At 62.9% G+C, this 24,348-nt stretch carries 26 protein-coding genes; 17 read left to right on the top strand and 9 right to left on the bottom strand.

What is annotated here, in order from left to right; translation table 11 throughout:
• Positions 1-53 precede the first annotated feature (53 nt).
• A complete protein-coding gene (locus FFI94_RS24940; protein ID WP_138870175.1) occupies positions 54-818 on the top strand; it encodes an SDR family NAD(P)-dependent oxidoreductase in 765 nt (254 codons plus the stop codon).
• A gap of 56 nt (positions 819-874) precedes the next feature.
• Positions 875-1,798, top strand: coding sequence for a DUF2797 domain-containing protein (locus FFI94_RS24945; protein WP_138870176.1), 924 nt, complete (start codon positions 875-877; stop codon positions 1,796-1,798).
• 6 nt (positions 1,799-1,804) lie between these two features.
• On the opposite strand, the gene FFI94_RS24950 is transcribed toward FFI94_RS24945, so the two are convergent.
• Positions 1,805-2,206 carry a hypothetical protein gene (locus tag FFI94_RS24950; protein WP_138870177.1) on the bottom strand — a complete coding sequence of 134 codons (402 nt, stop codon included), beginning with the start codon at positions 2,204-2,206 and terminating at the stop codon, positions 1,805-1,807.
• Between the two features lie 635 nt (positions 2,207-2,841).
• Here FFI94_RS24950 and FFI94_RS34370 point away from each other — a divergent pair.
• Positions 2,842-3,210 (top strand): hypothetical protein, encoded by a 369-nt coding sequence (locus FFI94_RS34370; RefSeq protein ID WP_260684311.1) that lies wholly within the window; start codon positions 2,842-2,844, stop codon positions 3,208-3,210.
• 164 nt (positions 3,211-3,374) lie between these two features.
• Positions 3,375-4,337: a DUF1524 domain-containing protein gene (locus FFI94_RS24960; protein WP_138870179.1), complete on the top strand. Its 963-nt coding sequence runs from the start codon at positions 3,375-3,377 to the stop codon at positions 4,335-4,337.
• Between the two features lie 3 nt (positions 4,338-4,340).
• Here FFI94_RS24960 and FFI94_RS24965 read toward each other — a convergent pair whose 3' ends face one another.
• Positions 4,341-4,637, bottom strand: a complete 297-nt coding sequence (locus tag FFI94_RS24965; protein ID WP_138870180.1) for a hypothetical protein — start codon at positions 4,635-4,637, stop codon at positions 4,341-4,343.
• A gap of 99 nt (positions 4,638-4,736) precedes the next feature.
• On the opposite strand from FFI94_RS24965, the gene FFI94_RS24970 reads away from it, so the two are divergent.
• Genes FFI94_RS24970 through FFI94_RS24985 form a run of 4 tightly spaced genes read left to right on the top strand, consistent with a single transcriptional unit; the run spans position 4,737 to position 7,675 of the window.
• The gene (locus FFI94_RS24970; RefSeq protein WP_138870181.1) at positions 4,737-6,239 is read left to right on the top strand and encodes a SulP family inorganic anion transporter; all 1,503 of its coding nucleotides are present in this window, start codon (positions 4,737-4,739) and stop codon (positions 6,237-6,239) included.
• A gap of 1 nt (position 6,240) precedes the next feature.
• On the top strand, positions 6,241-6,654 hold the full coding sequence (locus FFI94_RS24975) for a MerR family transcriptional regulator (protein WP_138870182.1): 414 nt from the start codon (positions 6,241-6,243) through the stop codon (positions 6,652-6,654).
• Between the two features lie 14 nt (positions 6,655-6,668).
• Positions 6,669-7,289, top strand: coding sequence for an L-threonylcarbamoyladenylate synthase (locus FFI94_RS24980; protein ID WP_138870183.1), 621 nt, complete (start codon positions 6,669-6,671; stop codon positions 7,287-7,289).
• A gap of 5 nt (positions 7,290-7,294) precedes the next feature.
• A complete protein-coding gene (locus FFI94_RS24985) occupies positions 7,295-7,675 on the top strand; it encodes an SdpI family protein (RefSeq protein WP_138870184.1) in 381 nt (126 codons plus the stop codon).
• Between the two features lie 9 nt (positions 7,676-7,684).
• On the opposite strand, the gene FFI94_RS24990 is transcribed toward FFI94_RS24985, so the two are convergent.
• Both FFI94_RS24990 and FFI94_RS24995 read right to left on the bottom strand, forming a co-directional pair.
• Positions 7,685-8,233, bottom strand: a complete 549-nt coding sequence (locus FFI94_RS24990; protein WP_138870185.1) for a TetR/AcrR family transcriptional regulator — start codon at positions 8,231-8,233, stop codon at positions 7,685-7,687.
• On the bottom strand, positions 8,230-9,462 hold the full coding sequence (locus tag FFI94_RS24995; protein ID WP_138870186.1) for a cytochrome P450: 1,233 nt from the start codon (positions 9,460-9,462) through the stop codon (positions 8,230-8,232). Before FFI94_RS24995 ends, FFI94_RS24990 begins: the two co-directional genes overlap by 4 nt.
• A gap of 79 nt (positions 9,463-9,541) precedes the next feature.
• Between FFI94_RS24995 and FFI94_RS25000 the strand changes: the two genes are divergently transcribed.
• Positions 9,542-10,363, top strand: a complete 822-nt coding sequence (locus tag FFI94_RS25000) for a glycosyltransferase family 92 protein (RefSeq protein WP_138870187.1) — start codon at positions 9,542-9,544, stop codon at positions 10,361-10,363.
• A 95-nt stretch (positions 10,364-10,458) separates the two neighbouring features.
• On the opposite strand, the gene FFI94_RS33840 is transcribed toward FFI94_RS25000, so the two are convergent.
• The gene (locus tag FFI94_RS33840) at positions 10,459-10,605 is read right to left on the bottom strand and encodes a hypothetical protein (RefSeq protein ID WP_185993317.1); all 147 of its coding nucleotides are present in this window, start codon (positions 10,603-10,605) and stop codon (positions 10,459-10,461) included.
• A gap of 205 nt (positions 10,606-10,810) precedes the next feature.
• Between FFI94_RS33840 and FFI94_RS25005 the strand changes: the two genes are divergently transcribed.
• Positions 10,811-11,572 carry an SDR family NAD(P)-dependent oxidoreductase gene (locus FFI94_RS25005; protein WP_138870188.1) on the top strand — a complete coding sequence of 254 codons (762 nt, stop codon included), beginning with the start codon at positions 10,811-10,813 and terminating at the stop codon, positions 11,570-11,572.
• 379 nt (positions 11,573-11,951) lie between these two features.
• The gene (locus tag FFI94_RS25015; RefSeq protein WP_138870190.1) at positions 11,952-12,908 is read left to right on the top strand and encodes an alpha/beta fold hydrolase; all 957 of its coding nucleotides are present in this window, start codon (positions 11,952-11,954) and stop codon (positions 12,906-12,908) included.
• Here the strand turns inward: FFI94_RS25015 and FFI94_RS25020 are convergent.
• Positions 12,898-13,908 (bottom strand): Lrp/AsnC family transcriptional regulator, encoded by a 1,011-nt coding sequence (locus tag FFI94_RS25020; protein WP_138870191.1) that lies wholly within the window; start codon positions 13,906-13,908, stop codon positions 12,898-12,900. The genes FFI94_RS25015 and FFI94_RS25020 overlap by 11 nt on opposite strands.
• A gap of 70 nt (positions 13,909-13,978) precedes the next feature.
• Between FFI94_RS25020 and FFI94_RS25025 the strand changes: the two genes are divergently transcribed.
• The 3 genes from FFI94_RS25025 to FFI94_RS25035 all read left to right on the top strand — a co-directional run bounded on the left by FFI94_RS25025 (position 13,979) and on the right by FFI94_RS25035 (position 17,223).
• Entirely contained in the window at positions 13,979-15,133 is a 1,155-nt protein-coding gene (locus tag FFI94_RS25025) for a M20 family metallopeptidase (RefSeq protein WP_138870192.1), read from the top strand.
• Positions 15,134-15,180: 47 nt separating this feature from the next.
• Positions 15,181-15,939 (top strand): VOC family protein, encoded by a 759-nt coding sequence (locus FFI94_RS25030; RefSeq protein WP_138873396.1) that lies wholly within the window; start codon positions 15,181-15,183, stop codon positions 15,937-15,939.
• Positions 15,940-16,068: 129 nt separating this feature from the next.
• The gene (locus tag FFI94_RS25035; protein WP_138870193.1) at positions 16,069-17,223 is read left to right on the top strand and encodes an alkaline phosphatase family protein; all 1,155 of its coding nucleotides are present in this window, start codon (positions 16,069-16,071) and stop codon (positions 17,221-17,223) included.
• 90 nt (positions 17,224-17,313) lie between these two features.
• On the opposite strand, the gene FFI94_RS25040 is transcribed toward FFI94_RS25035, so the two are convergent.
• The 3 genes from FFI94_RS25040 to FFI94_RS25050 form a co-directional block, all read right to left on the bottom strand.
• Positions 17,314-18,342, bottom strand: a complete 1,029-nt coding sequence (locus FFI94_RS25040; protein WP_033231678.1) for a beta-ketoacyl-ACP synthase III — start codon at positions 18,340-18,342, stop codon at positions 17,314-17,316.
• 162 nt (positions 18,343-18,504) lie between these two features.
• Positions 18,505-19,146, bottom strand: a complete 642-nt coding sequence (locus tag FFI94_RS25045; protein ID WP_138870194.1) for a response regulator transcription factor — start codon at positions 19,144-19,146, stop codon at positions 18,505-18,507.
• Positions 19,134-20,360 carry a sensor histidine kinase gene (locus FFI94_RS25050; protein WP_138870195.1) on the bottom strand — a complete coding sequence of 409 codons (1,227 nt, stop codon included), beginning with the start codon at positions 20,358-20,360 and terminating at the stop codon, positions 19,134-19,136. Before FFI94_RS25050 ends, FFI94_RS25045 begins: the two co-directional genes overlap by 13 nt.
• 109 nt (positions 20,361-20,469) lie before the next feature.
• Between FFI94_RS25050 and FFI94_RS25055 the strand changes: the two genes are divergently transcribed.
• Genes FFI94_RS25055 through FFI94_RS25065 form a run of 3 tightly spaced genes read left to right on the top strand, consistent with a single transcriptional unit; the run spans position 20,470 to position 24,329 of the window.
• Positions 20,470-21,240: an ABC transporter ATP-binding protein gene (locus FFI94_RS25055; protein WP_138870196.1), complete on the top strand. Its 771-nt coding sequence runs from the start codon at positions 20,470-20,472 to the stop codon at positions 21,238-21,240.
• A gap of 2 nt (positions 21,241-21,242) precedes the next feature.
• Positions 21,243-23,699, top strand: coding sequence for an ABC transporter permease (locus FFI94_RS25060; protein WP_260684312.1), 2,457 nt, complete (start codon positions 21,243-21,245; stop codon positions 23,697-23,699).
• 21 nt (positions 23,700-23,720) lie between these two features.
• Positions 23,721-24,329 carry a bifunctional 2-polyprenyl-6-hydroxyphenol methylase/3-demethylubiquinol 3-O-methyltransferase UbiG gene (locus FFI94_RS25065; RefSeq protein ID WP_138870198.1) on the top strand — a complete coding sequence of 203 codons (609 nt, stop codon included), beginning with the start codon at positions 23,721-23,723 and terminating at the stop codon, positions 24,327-24,329.
• Positions 24,330-24,348 lie beyond the last annotated feature (19 nt).

Consider the following 24,348-nt stretch of genomic DNA (forward strand, 5'->3'; position numbering starts at 1 on the left):
CGACCAGCGGGACTAGCCGATACGGCGGCACAGCAACACCACAGAATCGGGACATGAACAGATTTGTAGGCAAGGTGGCCATCATCACCGGCGGTTCTCAGGGAATGGGAGAAGCGACCGCCCGACTCCTCGCAGCGGAAGGCGCGACGGTTGTCATCGGGGACGTGCTCGACGAGAAGGGCGCCGCAGTCGCTGCCGATATCGGCGGTGTCTTCCACCATCTCGACGTCAGCAGCGAATCCGATTGGGTGAGCCTCGTCGAGGCCACGACCTCCCGGTTCGGCACCGTGGACGTCCTGATCAACAATGCGGGCATGCTTGCCTTCGCGGCCGTCGAGGACATCGACGTCACGGCCGTCGAAAAGTTGTTCTCGGTCAACGTCATCGGTGCGATGCTGGGCGCCAAGACCGTTGTGCCCGTCATGAAGAAAGCCGCGCGCGGCGTGATCGTCAACATTTCGTCCGTCGACGGCCTGCGCGGTGTGAACGGCCTGAGCGCGTACACCGCCAGCAAATGGGCGGTCCGCGGACTCACCAAGACGCAAGCGCTGGAACTCGGGCCGTCGGGCATCCGCGTCTGCTCGGTGCATCCCGGTGGCGTCGACACCCAACTGGGCAATCCGCTGGGACGCACGGGCGACGACCTGCAAAAGCCGTACGGTCAGGTTCCGCTGCGGCGAATCGGGCTCCCCGACGAGGTCGCCCGGGTAACGGCCTTCGCTGCCAGCGACGACGCCAGTTACATGTCCGGAGCCGAGTTGGCCGTCGACGGCGGTTGGTCGGCCGGCACCTACTACCCCGGGTTGCCCGGCAGCTGACGCACTAATATCGGAGGTTCCTCATACATCCGAGAAAAGGGACCGGCACTTCCATCATGACCTTGCTCGTGCGCGGTATCGAATGGTCGGATCCGGCAGCTCCACGTATCCGCCTCGTCGACGACACAACCGGCGATGCCACGTTCATCACCCACACGTCGGTATTCCGGTTTTCCGTGGACGAGCGACGGGGTCGGCGGTGCCTCGGGTGGCGCGACATGACGGCAGACGGCCCCGGTTACCTTCCGTGCGATCGGGGCGCGAAGGTGACCAGCGGGCGCCAATGTGACCGGTGCAGAAATCGCGAAGGATTCACGAGCGTTCACCAGGCTCATGTGAACGGTGCGCACATTCACCCGAATGTGCGCACCTATCTCACCCAGCCGCAATGGCTGTACATCGACATCTTCGCGGGTGGCCGGATGAAAGTGGGGACGGCGTCGCAGTTCCGCAAGTACCCGCGCGTCGCGGAGCAAGGCGCCGCAGCCGCCGTGTACGTCGCCGGTTCGACGGACGGCTACAACATCCGAACTCTGGAAGCTGACGTGTCGAGGCAGTTTCACCTGAGCCAGGCGATCCGTACATCACGCAAACTCGAAGCACTGACGAGCAGAACCGACACCGCCGAGTTGCGCAACGAGTTGCAGCAGTTCGTCATCTCGAACCGAGAAGAGTTGTCCTACATCGGATCCGGAATCGACGGCATCGAGATTTTCGAACAGCCCGAGGTATGGACGCCACCGGCCTGCTCGCAGATCGTTTTCGACGCCACCCCGGCGCTGATGTATCCCCACGCCTTCGACTCGGGTGAGCACTCTCTGTATCTCGAAGGCCTGACCGGGCCGGTGGCGCTGTTCCGTACCGATACCGACCCGGAATCCCCTCGCTTTGTCGCAGACATCTCGGCACTGGTCGGACGTACCGTCACGGTGGGCAACTTCGACTCTCCTGGCGTCGCAATTCAAGAGTCTCTGTTCTGAAACCCGTCAGCAGCTTCCTGCAACGGCCGCACTGAATCCGCGCGTCACCTCGGCCTGCTCGTCGGCAGAGAGCGTCGACCATTCGGGGTAAGCCTGGATCGACGTCAGCATGTCGTTCGCCAGCGACTCACGAGTCAGTCCGATGTCGTCGCCTGATTCGTCGATCGCCTGCTGGTATCCGTCGAGGAACTTGAGGACGTCGTTACAGGCTTGCTCGTAGGTGCGCGGAAGCCCCGCCGCTGGGGTGCCCTCGGTAGCGGTGCCCTCGTCAGCAGTGCCGTCGGTAGTAGTTGCCGGCGCGGTGGACGTCAGAGTCCCCACTTCGGTCGGTGTCCCGCCATCGGAACCGCAAGCCACCAGCGCCATCAATGAACAGGCTCCGATGAACCCGACAATCGTTTTCTTCATCTCCTCAGAATGCCAGAGCAGACCAGGAGCCCGACCCACAGACTCCCGGCCCTGAGCACGTAGCCATGATAGCCTTACGTAGCTGCATGGTAACTAGGGGTTGGTTCTCCGCAGTCTCCCACTCGATTCGGGCGGGAAAAATTGTCAGAGATTCGTCTCAAAAGGGGTAGAAGCTTATGGGACTGTTTCGCCGGCGCGGAGCCCGAGAAGAAGACGATGATCGTGAGCAGAGCCTCGATCGCGAAGACCCTGGGTATGCCGTGTGGTTCTCGAATGTGTCCGATGCGGAAGGCCAGCCCATTCCATACAAACGCCCACTGACTTCCCCGGTCTATCCACAACTGCAGCCGCCGCCACTCGAATCTCCGACGTTGGCTTCGCCACCGCTTTCCGGTTCCGCGGGCGAGTGGCTGACCGCCGATCGCATCGGTGAGGCCGAAACGATAAATGTGCAGCTATCTGCACATTACGGACCTATTTCACAAAATCCACCAATTGGACAAACCCCTCGTGCATCGGATTCGGCCCGCCCTCCCGTCCCACCGAACAACGTACCGATGACTTCACCGCCGAAGCATCAACTGGAGTCGCAGCGCACCCCTGCGCCCTATCCCACACCCCACAAAGGAGAAGCAATGAGCAACATCGACAAGGTCCTCGGCGAACTGATGCGAATCGACGGTGCCACCGGTGCCGCCGTCGTCGACGCCGACAGCGGCATGGTTCTCGGCATGGCGGGCAACCCGTCCTTCAGCCTCGAATACGCCGGCGCCGGAAACTCCGAAGTTGTGCGCGCCAAGCTCCGCACGATGAGTAACCTGGGAATTACCGACACCCTCGAAGACATCCTGATCACCTTGACCACCCAGTACCATCTCATCCGTGTGATCGAGACGCCCGGAATGTCTACCCTTTTCGTGTACCTCGTCCTCGAACGCTCGCGCGCGAACCTGGCGCTGGCCCGCCACAAGCTGGGCGAGCAGACGCCCAAGATCGAGATCTGAACAAACTTCCTCCATTTTCCCGAGCGAACGTACCTTTCGGCGCATCCAAGGCGACGAAAGGTACGTTCGCTCGGTCGGTTTCGGTCCACTTCGTCCGCTTCAGACCGAAATGTCGCGAATGACATACTTGTAGTTCGTCTCTTAAAGAAATGAGCTCTCGTCACATGTCACGCACGGCAATCAGCAGGCGCAGCACCGCAGCCGTTTCGATCGGCTTCGTTGCCGCACTGGTCCTCGGTGGATGCTCCAACTCGTCCGCCGCCGAAGTCGAAACCGGTAGTCTCGGTTCAGGTATCGGCTCCGGCGTTACGACCAGCTCGTCGGCCCTCACGAGCGACAATGCTGCTGTCTCCGCCGCTTCCGCACTGTTGGCGCAGATTCCAATCAAGGGTCGCGCACCCAAAACCGGATACGACCGCGCGCTGTTCGGCGCAGCCTGGACCGACGACGTCGACGTCGAGTTCGGCCACAACGGCTGCGACACCCGTAACGACATCCTGGCCCGCGATCTGACCGACATCACGTTCAAGGACGGCAACCGGTGCACGGTGGCGACCGGAACGCTCAATGACCAGTACACCAACACCACGATTGCCTTCACTCGTGGTCAGGACACGTCATCGGCAGTCCAGATCGACCACGTCGTAGCGCTGTCCGACGCCTGGCAGAAGGGCGCTCAACAACTCGACACGCAGACGCGCACCAACCTCGCCAACGACCCGCGCAACCTGCGAGCCGTCGACGGTCCCGCCAACCAGCAGAAATCCGATTCCGACGCCTCGTCGTGGCTGCCGCCCAACCGGGGCTACCGCTGCCAGTACGTCGCCGCGCAGGTCGAAGTCAAAGCCGCGTACGGACTGTGGGTGACCCAGGCCGAGCACGACACCATCGCCGGAATCCTCCAGGACTGCAAGGGAACTGCGTCGACCCAGCAGCCGGCCGTCACCTCCCCGCCCCTCGTCACATCCCTGCCGGTTGTGACCTCGGCTCCGGCAGCGGGTGTGACAACACCGTTCAAGAACTGCGCCGCGGCCAAGGCTGCCGGCGCAGCTCCCGTGCGTATCGGTGACCCCGGATACGGTGCACATCTCGACGGCGACGGCGACGGCGTGGCCTGCGAGAAGTAAGACTCAGCCGGGAGTGTCCTCGATCGTCCACCGAGGATGCTCCCGCTGCGGCGTGACACTGATCGCCCGGTAGGAGTAGCCGTCCTGCTCCGTGATCTCCCACGTGAAGTCGACGGTCTCGCCGACAATCAGTTCCCTGTTGCCGCCGCGGATCATGCGCGAATGGCCAGGCTTCAGCTCGGGCATCGCGTCGGCCCACACATGGGAGTAGAAGGCCCAGCAGCCGCCGGGCGTATCAGCGGATTCGATCACGCCCCAACCTTGCTCGGCCTTCCAGATCGAGACGGTTCCTTTGCTCATCGTTCGATACTCGCACGGCAACCCGGTCCTGACGAGCGGATTCACACTCTCCCCTCCCGGGAGGGTAGGGTCTGACGATCTCGGAAGGACGGAACTCTGATGACTGCAACCACACTCGACGCGACCACGGACGACGGCAGTGTACGGTCTGCGCTGCGCTCACCCCGGCGTCTCAAAACCGAAGTGCTCGGCGGCCTCGTTGTTGCCCTGGCACTTATCCCCGAGGCGATTTCGTTTTCGATCATCGCCGGTGTGGATCCGCGGGTGGGTCTGTTCGCGTCGTTCACCATGGCCGTCACCATCGCGATTGTCGGCGGCCGTCCGGCGATGATCTCGGCAGCCACGGGCGCAGTTGCACTGGTGGTAGCGCCCTTGACCCGGGACTACGGCATCGATTACCTCATTGCCACCGTCCTGCTGGCCGGAGTCCTTCAAATCGTGCTGAGTCTGCTCGGTGTGGCAAAACTGATGCGGTTCATTCCGCGCAGCGTGATGGTGGGATTTGTCAACGCGCTCGCGATCCTGATCTTCATCACCCAAATCCCCCACCTGATCGGTGTGCCGTGGCTGGTCTATCCACTTCTTGTGTGCGCCATGCTGATTCTGATATTCCTCCCCAAGCTGACCACTGCTGTCCCGGCGCCGCTGGTGGCCATCGTCGTGCTGACCGCCATCACCGCCGTCTTCTCGTTCGACGTCCCCGATGTCGGTGACGAGGGCGAACTTCCGTCGAGCCTGCCGACCTTGATGTTCCCCGACGTCCCCCTGACCGTGCACACGCTCTCGATCATCGCGCCGTTTGCTCTGGCCATGGCCTTGGTCGGGCTTCTCGAATCATTGATGACTGCAAAGCTTGTCGACGACATCACCGATACCCATTCGAACAAGACTCGCGAGGGGTGGGGGCAGGGAGTCGCCAACATCGTCACCGGAATCTTCGGCGGCATGGGTGGTTGCGCGATGATCGGACAAACCATGATCAACGTCAAAGTCTCGGGAGCACGCACCCGTATTTCCACCTTCCTGGCCGGAGTGTTCCTGCTGATCCTGGTGGTCGGCCTCGGCGATGTAGTGGCCTTGATCCCCATGGCCGTTCTGGTCGCAGTCATGATCATGGTGTCCGTCGGCACCCTCGATTGGCACAGCATCAACCCTAAAACTCTGCGGCGCATGCCACTTGGCGAAACCATCGTCATGCTCGTGACCGTCGCCGTCACGGTGGCGACGGAAAACCTCGCGTACGGCGTCATCGTCGGAGTCATCACCGCCATGGTGATATTCGCCCGTCGCGTCGCACATCTGACCGAGGTGGTCGACATTGCGCATCCTGACGAGAACACACGGGTCTACGCGGTGCGCGGCGAACTGTTCTTCGCGTCGAGCAATGATCTGATCTACCAGTTCGACTACGCCGGCGACCCGCAGAACGTCATCATCGATCTCTCCGGCGCCCATATCTGGGACGCCTCCACCGTCGCTACGCTGGACGCGATCACCATGAAATATGCAGCTCGTGGCAAGACCGTCGAGATCGTCGGCCTGGACGCGGCATCCGCGGAGCGCCACGTCCACTTGTCGGGCCGGATGGGAGCAGGTCACTGACATGGAAAACAAGCCTATGAGGATCGGCCAGGTTGCCGAGCGCACCGAATTGTCGATCAAAACCATTCGCCACTACGACGACGTGGGGTTGGTGACACCGTCCGAGCGCAGCGGCGGGGGTTTCCGGCTCTACACCGAATCCGACGTCGAACGCCTGCTGGTGATCCGGCGGATGAAACCGCTGGGATTCACACTGGACGAGATGAAACAACTTCTCGAATCCTTGTCCATTCTGGCCGACGACACCGCTGATCCCCTATCGCGGACCACGGCAACCGAATTCATCTCGGCCTGCCACACCCGCGCCGAGGACAGCTGCAATCACCTGCGCAAACAGCTTGCCTACGCCGAGGAGTTGACGGCAGTGCTCGCGGCACCGATTTCGGCAGAGTTCCCGGCACAACTGCGTCCCTGAACTAGGCTGGACGTATGGCCAGATACTTCGATGTCCACCCGCACGATCCGCAGCCGCGTGCGATCAGCCAGATCGTCGCAATGCTTCGGGACGATGCCCTCATCGCCTACCCGACGGATTCCTGCTACGCGCTGGGTAGCCGGATGGACAACCACGGTGGCGCTGATCGGATTCGTGACATCAGGTCGCTGCGCTCCGATCACCATTTCACCTTGGTGTGCGCGGACTTCTCACAGCTCGGCCACTTCGTCCATGTCAACAACGCCGCATTTCGCGCTGTAAAGGCCGCCACACCAGGCCAATACACGTTCATTCTGCCCGCGACCAAGGAAGTGCCGCGTCGCCTCGCACATCCGAAGAAGAAAACCGTCGGCGTGCGAATCCCCAACCATCCGGTAGTGCGTGCCTTGCTGCACGAACTGGGTGAACCGCTGCTCTCGAGCACCCTGATATTGCCCGGCGCAGAAGAGCCCATGACAGATGGTTGGCTGATCAAGGAAGAGCTCGACAACGAACTCGACGCCGTCATCGACTCCGGCGATTGTGGCACCGAACCCACCACTGTTGTCGACTTCTCCTCCGGCGCACCGGAGGTTGTACGCGTCGGCGGCGGAGATCCCTCACGCTTCGAGTGAATGGGATGTCGCAATCTCGAGATCTGATCGGTCTCGTACTCGGTTTGTCCATCGGCACCGTAATGCTGGTAGCAGTTACATCGCTGATCGTCAGGTTTCCCGGCGACGAGCCGAACTCCGTGATGGGAATACGCACCAAAGCCACCATGTCGAGCCCCGAAGCCTGGCAACGGTCCCATCAGGCCGCCCGCCCGGGACTGCGCCGCGCAACGTGGGTTGCGCTGGCCGGCATCGCTGTTCAGGTTGTTGTCGGCAGCACCGTCGGTGTCGGGACCGCCGCTTCTGCCGCGGTGGCCGTAGTGGTGTTTGCTGCAGTGACTGCTCTGATCCTGGCCGCGGCATTGACCGGCAACAAGGTGGCCCGAGAAATCCAGTGCCGCAACTGAATCCGATTCCTAGGCCTGAACCAGGACTCCGGCGACAAATGCCTTCACCAGCGCCCGTTCGTCGCGTGCGTCGACGCCGGGCACCATGAGGAGCGAGAGAATGACGCGCACCGTCCACTTCGCCTGAGCCTCGTCTGCGCTGCTGCCGAGGAACGCGGCCCCCAGACCGTTGATGACCTCTGACGAATTTGCCAGCTCACCGGCCAGACTGGCGTCCCCTGGCAAAAACCACACTGCCAGCGTCGGGGTATTGCGCACCGCGGAGACCGCTGAGAGGATCGCCGTTTCGAGGCGCTCCCGCGGATCAGCGATCGGCGCAACAGTTGTGGCAATTTCGGCTCCCAGCTTGCGCGCCTCGCGGTGAACAAAGGCAACGTGCAGCGACTGCCGGTTCTCGAAATAACGGTACAGAGTGGCCCGGGAACAGCCTGCAGCAGAGGCTATCTCCGCCATTCCCACCGCGCCCACGCCCTTCTCGACAAACAACAGCCCCGCGCTGTCGAGGATCTTCTCAGCGGCAGCGAGGGCCCGCCCGTCCCCCAGCCAGTCGTTACTCACGACGCGTTCACCGACAGCGGAGCAGTCAGCGGACGGCGCACGTAGTTTCCCGGTGCGTACGTCATCGCGTCGATGTCGACGTGAAAGTCAGGGATGCGAGCCAGTAACTCTTCCAACGCAACTCGTGCCTGCATGCGAGCAGCCGACGCCCCCAGACAGTGATGTGCGCCGTGACTGAACGTCAAGATCTTCTGTGGTTTGCGCAGCACGTCGAGTTCGCCGGCGTCCTGGCCGTACTTCGACGGGTCGCGATTGGCAGCGCCGTACATCAACAGCACCTTGCGTCCCGCGGGAATAGTCTTGCCGCCCAGGCTCACATCGCGGGTGACGGTACGGGCAAGACCCTGCACCGGCGAGGTGAGTCGCAATAGTTCCTCCACCGCGTCGGTGATCAGTTCCGGATCATCGATCAAGAGTTGACGCTGATCTCTACGCTCGGTCAGCATCGCCACCGAACCGCCCAACATCCCTGTTGTGGTGTCGTTTCCACCTGCCACCATCGTGAACGCAAATCCCAGGATCGACAGCAAACCACTGATGTCCCCCTCCTCTCCGAGTCCTGCCGCCAGGAGGTGTGAAATCGTATCGTCGCCCGGTTCCACCTTGCGACGCTCGACCAACGACGCGAAGTACATCATCAACTCACCGGTCGCGGCCTGCGCCGTTGTTGCTGCGGCGAGCGCACCCCCGGCCGAATTGGCAGCGACGATCGCCTCGGTCCACCCGTCGAACTGGTCGCGATCGGATTCCGGCACTCCTAGATAGTGCGCAACAACCATCGACGGCAGTGGCTTGAAAAGTTCGACGACGATGTCGCCGCTGCCGCGAGCTTTCAACGATTCGATTCGCTCGACGACAAACTCGCGAACCATCGGCTCGACGGCAGATACCTGACGGGGAGTGAATCCCTTGGACACCATGCGGCGGAACTCCGACTGAGCCGGCGGATCCTGCATCACAAATGGCGGATTGTCCTGCATGCCTATCTGTTCCAGCTCACCGTAGACGGTGGTCAGCCCCTTGGCGGACGAGTACGTCTGGTAGTCCCGCGCTGCGTTGTATACGTCCTCGTGGCGCGTGAGAACCCAATAGTCGTCCCCGGACACCTCGGGGACAACGTGATGCACGGGGTCGTATTCACGCAACGCGTCGTACATCGCCCAGGGCGATCGCCAGGATTCCCCGGTCGACGGAACAAACCGTGGCAAGTGTGACACAGATGACGTCATGCCTCGACTATGAGACAGAATTACCATTATGTCAACGATTTGGTGTTCGTTGGATGCGTCCGCCGCATATTGTGTCCCCATGGCCACGGAGCACAGTTCCAGTAACAAGGTCCGCACCGTTGTCGCTGTCCTTCTCCCCCGCGAACACCTGCCCTTCATCCGCGATTGGTGCGTGCACCACATCGAACAGGGCTGGGACGTCGTGTTGTACGACAACACCGGCTCTGTGGGATCCTCGCGGCGCAGCAGCGCGTTCAGCCTGAACCGGTGGCATGGAGGAAGCGTCGACAAGCGCGGAAATTCCTACGGCGCCTACACCGAAACACTCTCCGACAGTGACGTTCAGGAAGCTTTTCGCCGCGAACTGCACGGACTCCCGGTCACGCTCATCGAGTGGCAACCCCGAGATGAGGAAGGCCGGATCGTGCACGGCCAGGTAGAGGCATACGTCGACTACATCACGCGATTCCGCAGCACCGTCTCGTGGAGCGCCTTCATCGACGCCGACGAATATCTCCAGCACGCACCGGGATTGGACTGGGACGACCTACTGCACACTGCATCGGAACAGGACTGCCACCGAATCCAACTCGACGCACTGGTCTACGAATCACGGTGGACCAGCGGCGGGCAACCCCGCGAACTGCAGGGCATCAAATGCCAAGGGCTGCAAGAGTACGGCTGCAAGAATATCGTTCGCCTGTCAGAGGTCCTCGAAGCCGACATTCACTGGTACTGGAAGACCACAGGGAACGACAGCCGCATGACGCCAGACCGCTCACTCTTCCGGTTCCATCACTACCGCGGCAGCGAAGCCGTCCTCGACCTGACACCGAAGAAGAACCACACGCGGCCGGACACTGCCGAGAGCCTGAGGGTTCCGCAGGCTCACATCCAATGAATGTGTCTGCAAGACACAGATATCGACTCTATTGATAGACCTCCGGCCCGCGAACTGTTACCAGTTCGCGGGCCGGAGATTCAGATCAGAACAGATCAGGAGCCGGTGCCGGCGTTGATCAGTCCGGCGAGGCCGAGGATCGCGCCGACGCCGCCGATGAGGCCTGCGATGGGCGAAGCGTACTTAGCCAAGTCGCCGAGCAACTTTGCGGTGTCGGGATCAATGCTGCCTGTGGTTGCCATGTCTAGCTCCTCATCATGGAATGTGTGCGCGTGCCTCGCGCCGGGTGTGTAACCGCGCTCACATTAGCTGTAAGACGGCCGATATTAAAAGCGGTTCCACTGAGTGGGATATAGATCACATCCCGACCAGTAAGAAGCCAGGAGAAATACTGCGCGGGGGAGGCAACCATTCGGGGACCGCTAAATGACGAGCAGGAGAACAGCTGTGGGCAAATTGGACGGGAAAGTGGCGCTCATCACAGGCGCCGGCCAAGGTGTTGGGCAAGGAGTCGCATTTGCCCTGGCCAAGGAAGGCGCGCACATCGCCGTCGTCGGTCGCACCGAATCGAAGCTTGTGGACACATGCAAGGAAATCGTCGATCGTGGCGGCCGCGCTGAACCCGTGTTGGCAGATGTCAGCGACGGAGACTCCATCACCGCAGCTGTTGACCGAACCGTCGAACTGTTCGGCGGAGTCGACATCCTCGTCAACAATGCGAGCCTGAACCCCTTGGGCAACATTCTGGATCTGACGCCGGAGAAGCTGGCTGCCGGACTCGAGTCCGGGCCCGTCGCAACGCTGCGCACGATGCAGGCGTGCTACCCGTCGATGAAGGCTCGCGGCGGCGGCGCGATCATCAACATGGTCAGCTCGGTGGCCGTTCGTTGGGACGCCAGCGGCTACGGCGGCTACGCGGCCGTCAAGGAGTCCGTGCGGGCGCTGACGCGAGCAGCAGCATGCGAGTGGGGCGTCGACGGGATTCGTGTCCTTGCTGTCGCGCCGCACGCGTCGTCGCCCGGATTGCAACGCTGGGCCGACGCCCGCCCCGAGGAAGCAGCGGCGTTTGTGGCCAGCATTCCGATGCGTCGCATCGGTGACTGCGAAAACGACATCGGTACTGCCGTCGCATTCCTCGTCGGACCCGATGCCGGCTACCTGACCGGTGCAACGATCCCGCTCGATGGCGGACAGTCTCGCTGGGGATGACAGACTGAGAATGACAGAACTGCGAACGGCCCTGGACCGATCACCGGTTCAGGGCCGTTCGGCTTTGCTTTTGCTTGAATCACCCAGCAATGTCCTGTCCTCAGCCGTTGATCGGTGAAATACAAATGCCACCAAAGCGGACGACAGACTCAGGACAGTCAGAATGATTAAACCGACTATCCACCACATGGCTGCCAGTATGCCTGACGCTGCAGCTTCGATGGCAAGTACCCGAACGGGATCGTACAAACCGGACAACTGCGAAACTGTCTCTGCCACAGCTCAATAGAACAAATGTGCTCAACACTGCCGCAACGCACTGCGTGATCGACGGCACAGATCACTCACGCAATCGACAAATAGCGTGCATTCTGGAGAGATGACCTCGCCCCGCTTCGCCCTGGAAGACGCCGATGCTGCGCTCAGTGCCCCTTGGGGCGGAATCAGCAACATCGCCGACCTCGACGGAGACGTGCACTGGGTGAACTTCGGGGGACCCGAAGACCCGAACGACACCACTCCACCTATCGTCCTCGTCCACGGACTTGGCGGCTCACATCTGAACTGGGTCCGGGTGGCGCCCACGCTGGCAAAACACACACGTGTCTACGCGGTGGATCTGCCCGGCTTCGGCCTGACGCAGGCCCACGGCCGCACCACTCACGTTCACTCGAATACCGCACTCCTGAACCGGTTTATCGACACCGTCGTTGGGAAACCGGTCATTCTGTTCGGAAACTCGATGGGCGGAATGGTTTCTGCCCTCGCTACCGACGCCCGCCCTGATTCAGTGGCCGGCCTGGTATTGGTCGACCCGGCGCTGCCGCTACCAATTCGGATCCCCGACCCGGTTGTCGCTGCCCAATTCCTCGTCTACGCGCTGCCCTATCTCGGGGAACAGGCAATGAGTCTGGGCCGACGAAAGTTGACGGACGAGCAACTCGCGGCGCAGATGACCAACCTCTGCTTCGTGGACCCCACCCGTGCCGACTCCGAGGTCATTGCCGCGGGCGCGGCGCTGGCAAAGATCCGGCGCGGCTTTTCCACTCAGGATGCGGACTTCCTGCAAGCCGCGCGATCACTGCTCACCGTTTTGGCCCGCCCCCAGAAGTACCGAAAAGCGTTGCGCGACATCAGTGCCCCCACTCTCCTCTTGCACGGCGAGTGTGATCGCCTCGTTTCGGTAGCTGCCGCGCGTTCTGCCGCCGCAGCACACCCGCACTGGACCACGATTATTCTCGGCGACACCGGGCACACTCCCCAACTGGAATTGCCCGACGAGTTCAACCGTCACGTCCTGGCGTGGCTGTCGCACACAGACCTGATCACGACCTGACACCCACCGGAATCACACCGGTGGATCTGCCGTCCCGATCGAGCAAGTGTCCCATCAGTTTTGGTGTGTCGAGCACGATTCGCCGGTCCACCACAGTCAGAGTCGGCGCCCGAGTGGCCAGCTCCATCTCGAGCGCCGCGATCTCCGTCAGCGATCGCAACCACCCGGTGAAGAACAGATTGTCCGGGCCCGCGACGGTGACAACAAGACGAATCTCGGTCCGGGACCTCAGGATTCGTGCGACGCGCTCGACGTCGAGTACGGGAATCCTGGCGGTGAACAGCACCCGAATCGGCCGCCCCGTCGCGAATCGTGCCAATTCACAACGCAACAGGGTGTGCTGCGACAGGGCCCGGCCCAGCCGTCGACGCGCCGTCGACGCACTGATCCCCAGTTCGTGAGCCAGTTCGGTCACCGATACCCGCGGTTTGCGTCCGAGAACATCGATCACGGCGACCGTTGCGCTGTCCAACGGATGCCTGCGCCCGAGCGGCGGCGGAGCCACCCCGGATTCGCGCAACGTCCGAACTCCGGATGGTTCGAGAGTGCCCAGCCGCCAACGACTTCCCTCGGTGAACACCCTGGTGACAGGGTGCACCACGACGTCGGTCACCCCGTCCTGACGTTGCAGATCGTCGAGTGCGTACCGAGCCAGCGCGGTGGTGCCGTCGAACAATGCTTCCGCCATGACCACGCAACCACCCGAATGCACGTTCACGCTCATCACATGCGTCTGCGCCGCGAGTCGGTCGACGATCTGTTGGCGTGATCGCGGTGCACACCGGACGTCGAGGAATGCCAACACCGATCCCGTGTCGGCGGCTGGATACGCCGCTATCCAGGCAGTTCCCGAATCGGTGAGTGATGTCCACCGACGCGTAGCGGTCACCGGATCAACCCCCACAACATGGCCGATCAACGCCCACGGAGCGCGCGGTTGTACCTGCATCGCGTGGACGATTCGCAGATCGATCTCGTCCAGAATTATCGAATCCTGCATGATTAAATAAACTAGTGCACAAATGCTGCATTCTGGCCCGTAGATCCCAGCGCGAACGCACGCTCAGACGATGACGACAAAAGATCTCGCGGCCAAGCACCTCGACACCATCGCCGATGCCGCGCTGGCACTGAGTCACCAGATCCACGAAAACCCCGAACTCGCGTTTGCCGAGCACAACGCGTCGGCCGCCGTCGCGGACATGCTCGAGGGTGCCGGTTTTGCGGTCGAGCGTGGTGTTGCCGGACTGCCGACCGCGCTCGCCGCTACGTACGGCAGTGGCGAACTCGTGATCGGATTGTTTGCCGAGTACGACGCACTCCCGGACATCGGACATGCGTGCGGGCACAACATCATCGCCGCTGCCGCGGTGACTGCGGGATTGATCCTCGCGCCGTTGGCCGACGAACTGGGAATCACCGTGGCTGTCTTCGGCACTCCCGCGGAAGAGGGCGGCGGTGGAAAGGTCGTGATGCTCGAGGAGGGTATCTTCGATTCACTGCACTGCGCCATGATGGTGCACCCCGGCGCCGGCGACCTGCGCGCACCCAACATGCTTGCCATCTCGCACCTCGACGTCGAATACACGGGAGTGTCGTCGCACGCGTCGTTTGCCGTGGGTGCCGTCAATGCGGCCGACGCGTTCACTGTCGCTCAGGTGAGTATCGGCCTACTGCGACAGCACCTTCCGAGGGACGTTCAAGTGCACGGCTACGTCAGCGATGCCGGAGTCGCGCCCAATGTCATTCCCGGTAGTTCGCACGGGACATACGCTGTCCGGGCCGAGACATTGAGCGGCGTCGAGGCCGCCCAGTCCAAGGTGGAGCAGTGCTTCACCGCCGGCGCCATCGCGACGGGGTGCGACATCGCGATGACGTCGCCGTCGCCCGCGTACGCGGAGTCGCGGTGGGATCAGCAGTTGAGCGCCGTGTACCAGGAGAACCTCGAGGCTCTCGGCCGAACGTTCTTCGACTACAACGGCCCGGCGGCCGGGTCCACGGACATGGGCAACGTCTCGCACCGCATCCCGACCATCCATCCCATCATCGGAATCGAATGCAACGGCGCCGGCAATCACCAACCGGAGTTCACTGCGTACTGCCGTTCCGAAACCGGTGACAAAGCCGTACTGGACGGCGCTTTGGGGCTGGCGTGGACGGCGATCGACTGCGCGACCGACGCGGAGGTGCGTGCCCGGCTGCTCGAAGGCCCTGCCGTCCGTTGAGCCTTTTCGGTAGCGTCGACTACCACAACGACGCACAGGAGGAACTCATGCTCGACGGAACTCCCTGTTGGATCGACCTCACCAGTTCGGACACCGAGGTCGCGAAGAACTTCTACACCAACGTGTTCGGCTGGCAGGTCGACAGTAACGACGATCCGCAGTACGGCGGGTACGCGATCTTCAGCAAGGACGGGCAACCCATCGCCGGACTCGGCCCCCAGCAGGAGGGCAATCCGTACGGCAACGTCTGGACCACCTACATCTCCTCCTCCGACGCGGCCGCCTCTGCCGCCAAAGCCGAAGCTGCCGGCGGCACGATCATGATGCCGTCCATGCAGGTCGGCGATCAGGGCAGCATGGCAATTGTCGGCGATCCGGCCGGAGCGGTGATCGGAATCTGGCAACCCGATCAGCACAAAGGTTTCGGGTCGGTCGGAGTACCGGGTGCACCCGTATGGCACGAGACGATGTCGAAGAACTACACGGCGGCCTTGCCGTTCTACACAGACGTGTTCGGCTGGCAGTTCGAGTCGATGGGTGACACGGACGAGTTCCGCTATTCACAGGCCAAGCTGGGCGATGCCACTGTTGCCGGTGTCATGGACGCCAGTTCGTTCCTGCCGACGGAGGTGCCGTCCTTCTGGCAGGTGTACTTCGGCGCCGACGACACCGATGCCGCGGTCGCCAAGGTCGTCGAGTTCGGTGGCAGCGTCATCGCGGCCCCTGAGGACACCCCGTTCGGACGCCTGGCGGGTGTCGCAGACCCGCTAGGGGCGGCGTTCCGTATTTCGACCATCGTGAGCTGAGGGCCTGCAGTCCCGTGCGCCTTTTCCGGTAGCACCAACTACCGAAAAGGCGCGCTGGGGCGGGGCACCGATGTGAACGCACGCCCAGAAGGTATGCAGTTTTGGGCGTTCACCGCCTAATCTCATGGGATGCCCGCCCCCGCACCTCTCCTCGATGTGTACTCGCAACCGACACTGTCGACTCTTGCGCCGTCAATTCTCGCCTCGCTGGGAGTTGCCGGCGAAGCCAATCGACTGAATCTGCCACCCAGCAAGAGAACGGTGATTCTGCTGGTCGACGGCATGGGGGCTAATCTCCTCTCTCGCAATGCCGAGCATGCTCCGTATCTGAACTCGTGGGTGGGCTCCCCCATCCGCGCCGGATTTCCCACGACGACGGCCACCAGCATCGTCTCCTTGGGAACCGGCCTCCCGTCGGGAGCGCACGGCATCACCGGCTATCAGTCGTACGTCGAAGAAGCCGATTCGGTGTTCAACTGGCTCGGGTGGCATCCCACTGGGAAAAAAGAGTCGTACGCCGATTCGATAGTCCCCGAGGTACTCCAACCGGAAGCCACGACGTTCGACCGGGCACAGGCCGCAGGCATCACCGTGACGACAGTTGTCCCGTCCAAGTTCGACGGCAGCGGACTCACTCGCGCGGGCATGCGCGGAGCAGCTTTTGCCGGAATTCAGGCGTACGGCGATCTGGTGGCTCGCACGGTTGCCGTCGCAAAATCAGCGGAGCGCACGTTCACGTATTGCTACATCAGCGAGATCGACGGACTCGGACATGTGTACGGACCCGAATCGGAACCGTGGCTCCAGCAACTGTCGCTGGTGGACCGTGTTGTCGAACAACTTTCCGCCGCACTCGGTCCGGATGTGACGCTGATCGTGACGGCCGACCACGGAATGGTGGAGATCACCGACGCGAACAAGATCGACTACGACAACTCGCCTGTCCTGTCCAAGGACGTCCTCGCGCTCGCCGGCGAACCACGGTGCCGGCACATCCACACCCGTGAAGGCGCGGCAGCCGACGTGGCCGCACGTTGGCGCGCCGAACTCGGCGACCGGATGTGGATCGGCACCCGAGCCGAGGGCATCGTGGCCGGATTATTCGGCCCCTCAGTGCATTCCGCGTTTCACAGGCGGATCGGCGACGTCATCGCCATCGCCACGGACGACATCGCGGTCGTGCGTCGTACGGTGGAATCGGGCTTGGCCGGGCTGCCAGGTCAGCACGGCGCCCTCACACCGGACGAACTACTGATCCCACTGCTGACGTCTCCGGCTCGCTGAGCCGAACGCGCTGAGCCGAACGACGCTGCCGAACGAACAAGAGCCCGCAAACCTTTCGAGGTTCGCGGGCTCTTGTCTGCAAGAAGACGATCAGGCGTTCGGATCAGTTCCGAGCGGCGGCAGGATGACAACCTGGCCGGCGTAGGACAGTCCGGCACCGAAGCCGACCAACAGGGCCTTGTCACCCGGCTTGACCTGGCCGTCGCGGAGCATCTGCTCCATGGCCAGGGGAACCGAAGCAGCAGACGTATTGCCCGTCTCGGCGATGTCGTTGGAGACCGGGAATCCCTCGGGCAGCTTCATGCTGCGCGCGATGACCTCGTTGATGCGCTGGTTGGCCTGGTGCGGCACAAACGCGTCGATGTCATCGATGGTCAGACCCGACTTTTCGAGTGTGCGCGTGGCAACCTTGCCCATTTCGAAAGCAGCCCAACGGAATACGGCCGTGCCGGCCATCTTGATCCACGGGCGAGCGCCTTCGGGCTTCTCGATGAACTCGAGCCAGCTCGGCTCCTGCTTGATGGCGTCGGACTGGCTTCCGTCCGAACCCCACTCGACGGGGCCGATTCCCACGGTGTCACTGACACCGACGATGACGGCACCGGCGCCGTCGCCGAAGATGAAGCGCACGCTGCGGTCGGTGGGCTCGGTGGTGTCGCTCATGCGATCGACGCCGACAACAAGTGCGTAGTCGGCAGTTCCGCCGCGGATCAGGTCATTGGCGACACCGAGTGCGGTGCTGAACCCGGCGCAGCCGGCAGCCAGGTCGAATGCGGCCGGACCGTTCATACCGAGTTCGTGAGCGATCACCGACGCGGCCTGCGGTGTCTGCAGGTCGTAGGTGGAGGTGGCGATGATGACAGCGCCGATCTGCTCGGGAGCGATGCCACTGGCTGCCAGAGCGCCGCGTGCGGCACCGAGAGACATCGCGACGACGCCTTCGCCGTCGCCGGCAAAGCGGCGCGACTTGATGCCTGTGCGGGTCTGAATCCACTCGTCGGTGGAATCGATCGTCTCGCAGATCTCGTCGTTGGTCACAACCCGCTCAGGGCGGTGAACGCCGAGCCCGAGAAGGACGGACTGCCGACCTCCGGCCACGCTGGCAATCGGCTTACCCATTGATCGATCTCCTCGTTGTCTTCAGGTGCTCTACTCGTTTCCGAGATCACACGTTACGTAGCGGACATACGCCCACGCCTCTCAGGTCACCGTTAGGTTACGACAACAACATGAGGCTGGCTCACATTACGCTTCGAGCGCGTCTGCCGTCCAGATGTTCGATCAAGCTCGCAAATGGGCTAGAACAGCCAGAACACGACGATGGCCGCTTTGGGAAGTCGACAGGCCGAGCTTCGCGAAGATATTTCCTATGTGCTTGCTCACAGCGGTGTCGCTGACAACAAGTTTGTGCGCGATTTCCTGGTTTCCCAACCCTTCTGCCATCAAACCGAGCACTTCCGATTCCCGCGGAGTGAGTGCGCGAATGGGATCGTCGGCGCGCCGGCGGCTCATCAGTTGGGATACCACCTCCGGATCCATGACGGTTCCGCCGCCAATCACCCGCTCGAGCGCGTCGACAAATTCGGCGACCTTGCCGACACGTTCCTTCAGGAGGTATCCCACGCCTCCGGCGCCGCCCGCGAGGAGCTCACCGGCGTATCGGTCCTCCACGTACGCGGAGAGCACCAGAACGGGAAAGCCCGGCCGTGTCTTGCGAATCTCGATCGCGGCCCGCAGACCCTCGTTGGTGAATGTAGGAGGCATCCGCACGTCCAGGACGGCGGCATCGGGAGCGCTCTCGTCGAACACCGACAAGAACTGGTCCGCGTCTGGCACCGCAACTACCTCGTAGCCCTCCCCGCGCAACAGCAGCGCCAGTCCTTCACGCAGCAACGCGTCGTCCTCGGCAATCAGAATCCGCACGGCAATTCCACCCTCATCGTTGTCGGCCCACCGGCCGGACTGTCCAGGCTTACAGTTCCCTCGAATGCTTCGACCCGACGCCTGATCCCGGCGAGGCCGCCTCCGGCCCGCTCGCTCGCGCCGCCGGACCCGTTGTCGAGAACGTCGATCGTCATGGTCTCAGGATCGGATTTCGTGGCCGCTCGTACCGTGACAGTGCGTGCGCCACTGTGCTTGACAACGTTGGTCAGTGCCTCGGCCACCACAAAATACGCAGCGGCCTCCACCGCGGCCGGAGCGCGTCGTAGGTCCTCGATCTCGAGCACACAGGGCACGGATGAACGTCCCGCAAGAGCGGACACCGCACCTTCCAGTCCGAGTTCGTCGAGAATCGGCGGGTAGATGTCGTGAACAAGCGCCCGCAGCTCGCTCAGCGCCTCCGTAGCCGCAGCCTGCGCCCGGTGCAGCTGAGGAAGTGCTTGATCCGGATTGTTCGACAGTGCCCGCTCTGCCATTCCGAGCATCATCACCACCGCCACCAGCCGATTCTGGGCGCCGTCGTGCAGATCCCGCTCGATACGTTTGAGCTCTGCCGAGTGCGCGTCCAACGCCGCCGCCCGGCTCGCGGTCAACTCACTCACCCGTCGCGACAAATCCGCCCGGGCATCCTTCGCCAACAGAGACGACGCCAACAGAGAGAGCCACCGCGCCATCGCCGGAATCAGCCACCACGCCAACAACAAATACAGAGCGCCGACGACGGGCATGCCAGCTGCCCCCCACCACGACGTCACGGGGTAAGGGTTGGACACCGGCTCGTCAGCGGGCATCGCCTGCCAATAGAACGGAACCGCAAAGGTATTGAGCGCGCCCAGTGGCAACGCGACGGTGAGAAGCCCGGCCACCGGCGCTCCCATCGCATGGAGAACCAACCAGCCGCCGTCGCGCCGCGTCGACCGATCGGTGAGCAACCGCCGCAGATCCCCGATTCCCGGATTGGCCGGCATCGGCGGATAGCGATGGGGAACAGCGGAACCCGAGTAGCGCGCCGACCGGGTGCGGGCAAGATCCGCCCACCACCGCAACACACGCAGGTACGACGGAATCAGCACCCACCCCACGATCAGCACCGACAATGAAAGCAAGACCATGCCCACGATCACCAACGCCAAGGACACCACGCCGGTGCACCCCTCGACGAGTACGTAGCGCACTGCCCGCAATCTCTGCTTCACCGTCCCAGCATGCCGCACTCACGGCGCAGATCCACTACAGCTGGCTACACCATCGATTCGGGACTCTGCAGGATGTCGAGGAGCGACGAATATCCCTAGCGTTCATTCCATGAAGAATCGACACGCGGTCCTCACTCCCCCGGCGCCGACGACGACCGCTGCGGCCGTTCGCCTCGAGGGAGTCAGCAAGGTCTACGGCAAGGTCGGCGGCGTCACCGCTCTCGACAACGTCAGCCTCACCCTGCCCCGGAGCACGTTTACCGCAGTCATGGGCCCGTCCGGTTCCGGCAAGAGCACCTTCCTGCACTGTGCTGCCGGTCTCGACAGCCCGACCAGCGGATCGACCTGGCTGGGCGGCACCGACATAACACGACTGAAGCCGAAGGCCCGCAGCATTTTCCGACGCGATCACGTCGGGTTTGTCTTCCAGGCGTACAACCTTCTCGGCGCACTGACCGTGCAGCAGAACATCACGCTTCCCCTGCTCCTCGCCGGACGCACCGCCGACGAGAACTATCTGACCTTCGTTCTGGATGCCGTCGGACTGGGCGCGTTACGCAATCGCGCACCCGCCGAACTTTCCGGCGGACAACAACAACGAGTCGCCATCGCCCGAGCACTCATCACCCGACCCGACGCGCTCTTTGCCGACGAACCCACCGGCGCACTCGATTCACGTAGCGCGAAGCAGGTTTTGGAACTGTTGCGCCACACCGCTGCCGAGTTCGATCAAACCGTTGTCATGGTCACTCATGATCCCGTTGCGGCATCGTATGCCGACCGAGTGCTGTTTCTGGCCGACGGAAAACTGGTCGGGCACCTCGACCGGCCCAGCCCGGCGCAGGTCGCCGAGCGCATGACACACCTCGGGGACTGGTGACCGTGAAAGCTCACACCGTTGCCCACCTGAAGGCACATCGCTCCGGCTTCATCGCCGTATTCGTGTCCGTGTTCTGCGCCGCCCTCCTCACCTGCGCGTTGGGCATTTTACTGGAATCGGGAGTGCGAGGCGGAGTCTCGCCGCACCTCTACGCCGGAGCCGACGCCGTCGTCAGCGCGCCGCAGGCACTTGCCGTCAAGGAGGACGCCGATCAGCCTTTTGCCGAGCGGGTTCTGCTCGACGATGCCGTGGTCCGCAAGCTCGATGCGCTCGATGCCACTGTGATTCCCGATATCTCCGTCCCCGTCAGCACCGGCGAGGGCGTTGTGCTCGACGCGCATCCCTGGAGCACAGCACAATTGGCGCCCTACTCGCTCACCGAGGGCCACGCTCCGCAGAGCCGAAACGAGGTGGTCTCGACCACCGGAGCCGCAGTCGGTGAGCGAATCACGCTGGCACACGGCGCGGTAGTGAACGACTACACCGTAGTCGGCACCGCTGATTCGATGCCGGAAGCGTCACCCGACCGTCCGGCACTCGTCTTCCTCGACGACCAGGAGGTTGAACGGTTGTGGCCGCACCAGAACTCGGTCACTGCCGTCGGCGTGATCGCGCCTGAAGGCGTGAACGCGGCCGCTCTCGCCCGCGAAGCCCTGACCGGAACCGGCGCGGAAGTATCGACCGGCACCGCACGCGGAGGCGTCGAATTCCTCGATGCCGGAGCTGCCCGAACCCAGCTGATCGCGCTCTGTGCATCATTCGCCGGTCTCGCGCTGATGGTCGCCATGTTCGTCGTGTCCAGCACGCTGTCACTGTCGATCAACGCGCGCCGTCGAGAGTTCGCTCTGCTGCGCGCAATCGGCGCCACCACCCGCCAGATTCACACGATGATCGGACGCGAGGTGCTCCTCGTCTCTGCCGCCGCAGCAGCCCTCGGGTTGATCCCCGGATTCCTGCTCGCCCGAGTTCTGGGCGCTCAGTTCGCGAGCGCCGGCGTCATCCCTCCCGATTTTGCCTTGGTGTACAGCCCGATTCCCGTGCTCGGCGCATTTGCCATCTGCCTTCTGACCGCACGGGGCGCAGCCGCAGTGGCTGCCCGGCGCCCGGCAAAACTCGAGCCCACCGAGGCGCTGCGCGAATCCGAGCGCGGCCCAGCCGAATTGAGTAAACCCCGGATTGTCACCGGCGCAGTGGTCGGCGTACTCGGACTGAGTATGTCCGCACTCCCGGCATTCCTGCCCGGCGAGGTCGCAGCTGCCGGAGCGGGCAGCAGCGCACTGTTGCTGATCTTCTCCGTCGCCTTACTCGGCCCACTGCTGGTTCGCGCCATCATTCGAGCCGTCGGCGGGCCACTGCGTCGTAGCACCCGAGCGCCGCGAGTTCTGGCCGCCGCAAATGCCGAATCTCATTCGCGTCGACTCTCCTCCGCCATCGTGCCGTTAGCTCTGGCCATCGCCCTGGGCTGCGTGCAGTTCTTCAGCCAGTCCACCGTCGCCGCGGAGGCCACCGATCAATCGATCAAAGGAGTGACCGCCGATCTGATCGTCGGCGCTCCGGCCGGCATCGCACCCACGCTCCTCGATTCCATCGCGGCGGTGCCCGGTGTGAGCGCCGCCAACCCCGTCGTCCGCAGTCAGGTCCTGCCGATACCGAGCGGGGACGAGACCGGCACGTCGGTCACGCCGATCTCCGCGCAGGGGATCGACGCAGCCCATGCCACGTCCACTCTCGACCTCGATGTCATCGACGGAGATCTGGCCGATCTGACCGGCGACACCGTTGCCGTGAGCAGCGACGGCGCCTTCACCCTCGGTGCCCGCGTCGGCGGTCGCATCGATCTCCATCTCGGCGACGGCACGGTGATACATCCGTTGGTCGTCGCGACGTACGGTCGAGGGCTCGGTTTCGGCGACGTCACTCTGCCCGTCGACACGCTGCGGACGCACTCGACGGACGCGCTGATCGACACCGTTCTGGTTCGCACCGAACCCGGACGCGTCGAAGAGGTGCAGCAGTCGCTGCAATCCTTCCCCGCTGTCGCTGCCCTGAACCAGGACCAGTTCGGTGCCGCCGGCGCCGACGAGCGCCGGATGCAGTCCTGGGTGAGCATCCTCGCGGTCCTGATTCTGCTCGGCTATCTGGCCGTCGCTGTTGTGAACACCTTGGTCGCGGCCACGGCCGAACGCTCGCGGGAGTTTGCATTACTGCAACTGGTGGGCGCCCGGACCAGTCAGGTCCGCGCGATGATGCGTATCGAATCCGTCATGGTGGTCGGTATTGCCATCGTGGTGGGGACACTGATTACCATCCCGCCGCTGGTGGGGATCGCTCTGGCGGTCTCCGGCACGCCGATTCCCACCGTCTCGCCGGTGGTCTACGGGTCGGTTGTTGCCGTTACCGCCGCCTTGGGATTCCTCTCGATCGCTATCCCGACGCGAGCGGGACTGCGTAAGAGCTGAGTGCCACTACCGTCGTTACTCATGGACGCGGCGGACTGGGACAAGAAATACGAACGATCCGAACTTGTCTGGGGCGCTCCCCCGAACGAGCTTCTGGTGGAATACGCGACGGCCCTCCCCCACGGCCAGGCATTGGACCTGGCCTGCGGTGAGGGCCGCAACGCGTTGTGGCTGGCGACGCGAGGCTGGGAGGTGACCGGTATCGACTACTCGGCCGTCGCGATCGACAAGGCCCGCACGATCGCCTCCCGATCCCCGCGCTCCGTCGTCGATCGACTGGACTACCGCTGCGGTGACGTCACCACGCTCGAGTACGGCTCCAACTACGATCTTGCGCTCGTCCTGTACCTCCATCTGCCGGCGCCACAGCGCACGGTGGTTGTGAACCGTGCCATAAATTCTTTGAAACCTGATGGAATCCTCATGATTCTGGGTCACGACCGCAGCAATGTCGACTACGGAGTCGGCGGACCACAAGATCCCGAAATCCTGTACACCCCAGAAGATTTGATGGAAGAGTTCAGCGCGAGCCTCGAGTTCGAGATTGCCGGAAATCCCCACAGACACACCGAAACGGGAATTGCGATCGACGCTCTTGTCATCGGCAGGAAATTTGTTGTTGGCAGTTGAAAGAACGACTAGTAACATG

The sequence above is a fragment of the Rhodococcus sp. KBS0724 genome, assembly GCF_005938745.2.
Classification (GTDB): domain Bacteria; phylum Actinomycetota; class Actinomycetes; order Mycobacteriales; family Mycobacteriaceae; genus Rhodococcus_F.

Coding starts and splice junctions, on each gene's coding strand:
- FFI94_RS24985 (WP_138870184.1), top strand. CDS start 7,295: ATGTCGCAATCTCGAGATCTGATCGGTCTCGTACTCGGTTTGTCCATC.
- FFI94_RS25020 (WP_138870191.1), bottom strand. CDS start 13,908: ATGCAGGATTCGATAATTCTGGACGAGATCGATCTGCGAATCGTCCAC.
- FFI94_RS25025 (WP_138870192.1), top strand. CDS start 13,979: ATGACGACAAAAGATCTCGCGGCCAAGCACCTCGACACCATCGCCGAT.
- FFI94_RS25030 (WP_138873396.1), top strand. CDS start 15,181: ATGCTCGACGGAACTCCCTGTTGGATCGACCTCACCAGTTCGGACACC.
- FFI94_RS24970 (WP_138870181.1), top strand. CDS start 4,737: ATGACTGCAACCACACTCGACGCGACCACGGACGACGGCAGTGTACGG.
- FFI94_RS25015 (WP_138870190.1), top strand. CDS start 11,952: ATGACCTCGCCCCGCTTCGCCCTGGAAGACGCCGATGCTGCGCTCAGT.
- FFI94_RS24975 (WP_138870182.1), top strand. CDS start 6,241: ATGGAAAACAAGCCTATGAGGATCGGCCAGGTTGCCGAGCGCACCGAA.
- FFI94_RS25000 (WP_138870187.1), top strand. CDS start 9,542: ATGGCCACGGAGCACAGTTCCAGTAACAAGGTCCGCACCGTTGTCGCT.
- FFI94_RS24965 (WP_138870180.1), bottom strand. CDS start 4,637: ATGAGCAAAGGAACCGTCTCGATCTGGAAGGCCGAGCAAGGTTGGGGC.
- FFI94_RS24960 (WP_138870179.1), top strand. CDS start 3,375: ATGTCACGCACGGCAATCAGCAGGCGCAGCACCGCAGCCGTTTCGATC.
- FFI94_RS33840 (WP_185993317.1), bottom strand. CDS start 10,605: ATGGCAACCACAGGCAGCATTGATCCCGACACCGCAAAGTTGCTCGGC.
- FFI94_RS24980 (WP_138870183.1), top strand. CDS start 6,669: ATGGCCAGATACTTCGATGTCCACCCGCACGATCCGCAGCCGCGTGCG.
- FFI94_RS24950 (WP_138870177.1), bottom strand. CDS start 2,206: ATGAAGAAAACGATTGTCGGGTTCATCGGAGCCTGTTCATTGATGGCG.
- FFI94_RS25055 (WP_138870196.1), top strand. CDS start 20,470: ATGAAGAATCGACACGCGGTCCTCACTCCCCCGGCGCCGACGACGACC.
- FFI94_RS24995 (WP_138870186.1), bottom strand. CDS start 9,462: ATGACGTCATCTGTGTCACACTTGCCACGGTTTGTTCCGTCGACCGGG.
- FFI94_RS25065 (WP_138870198.1), top strand. CDS start 23,721: ATGGACGCGGCGGACTGGGACAAGAAATACGAACGATCCGAACTTGTC.
- FFI94_RS34370 (WP_260684311.1), top strand. CDS start 2,842: ATGAGCAACATCGACAAGGTCCTCGGCGAACTGATGCGAATCGACGGT.
- FFI94_RS25035 (WP_138870193.1), top strand. CDS start 16,069: ATGCCCGCCCCCGCACCTCTCCTCGATGTGTACTCGCAACCGACACTG.
- FFI94_RS25040 (WP_033231678.1), bottom strand. CDS start 18,342: ATGGGTAAGCCGATTGCCAGCGTGGCCGGAGGTCGGCAGTCCGTCCTT.
- FFI94_RS24940 (WP_138870175.1), top strand. CDS start 54: ATGAACAGATTTGTAGGCAAGGTGGCCATCATCACCGGCGGTTCTCAG.
- FFI94_RS24945 (WP_138870176.1), top strand. CDS start 875: ATGACCTTGCTCGTGCGCGGTATCGAATGGTCGGATCCGGCAGCTCCA.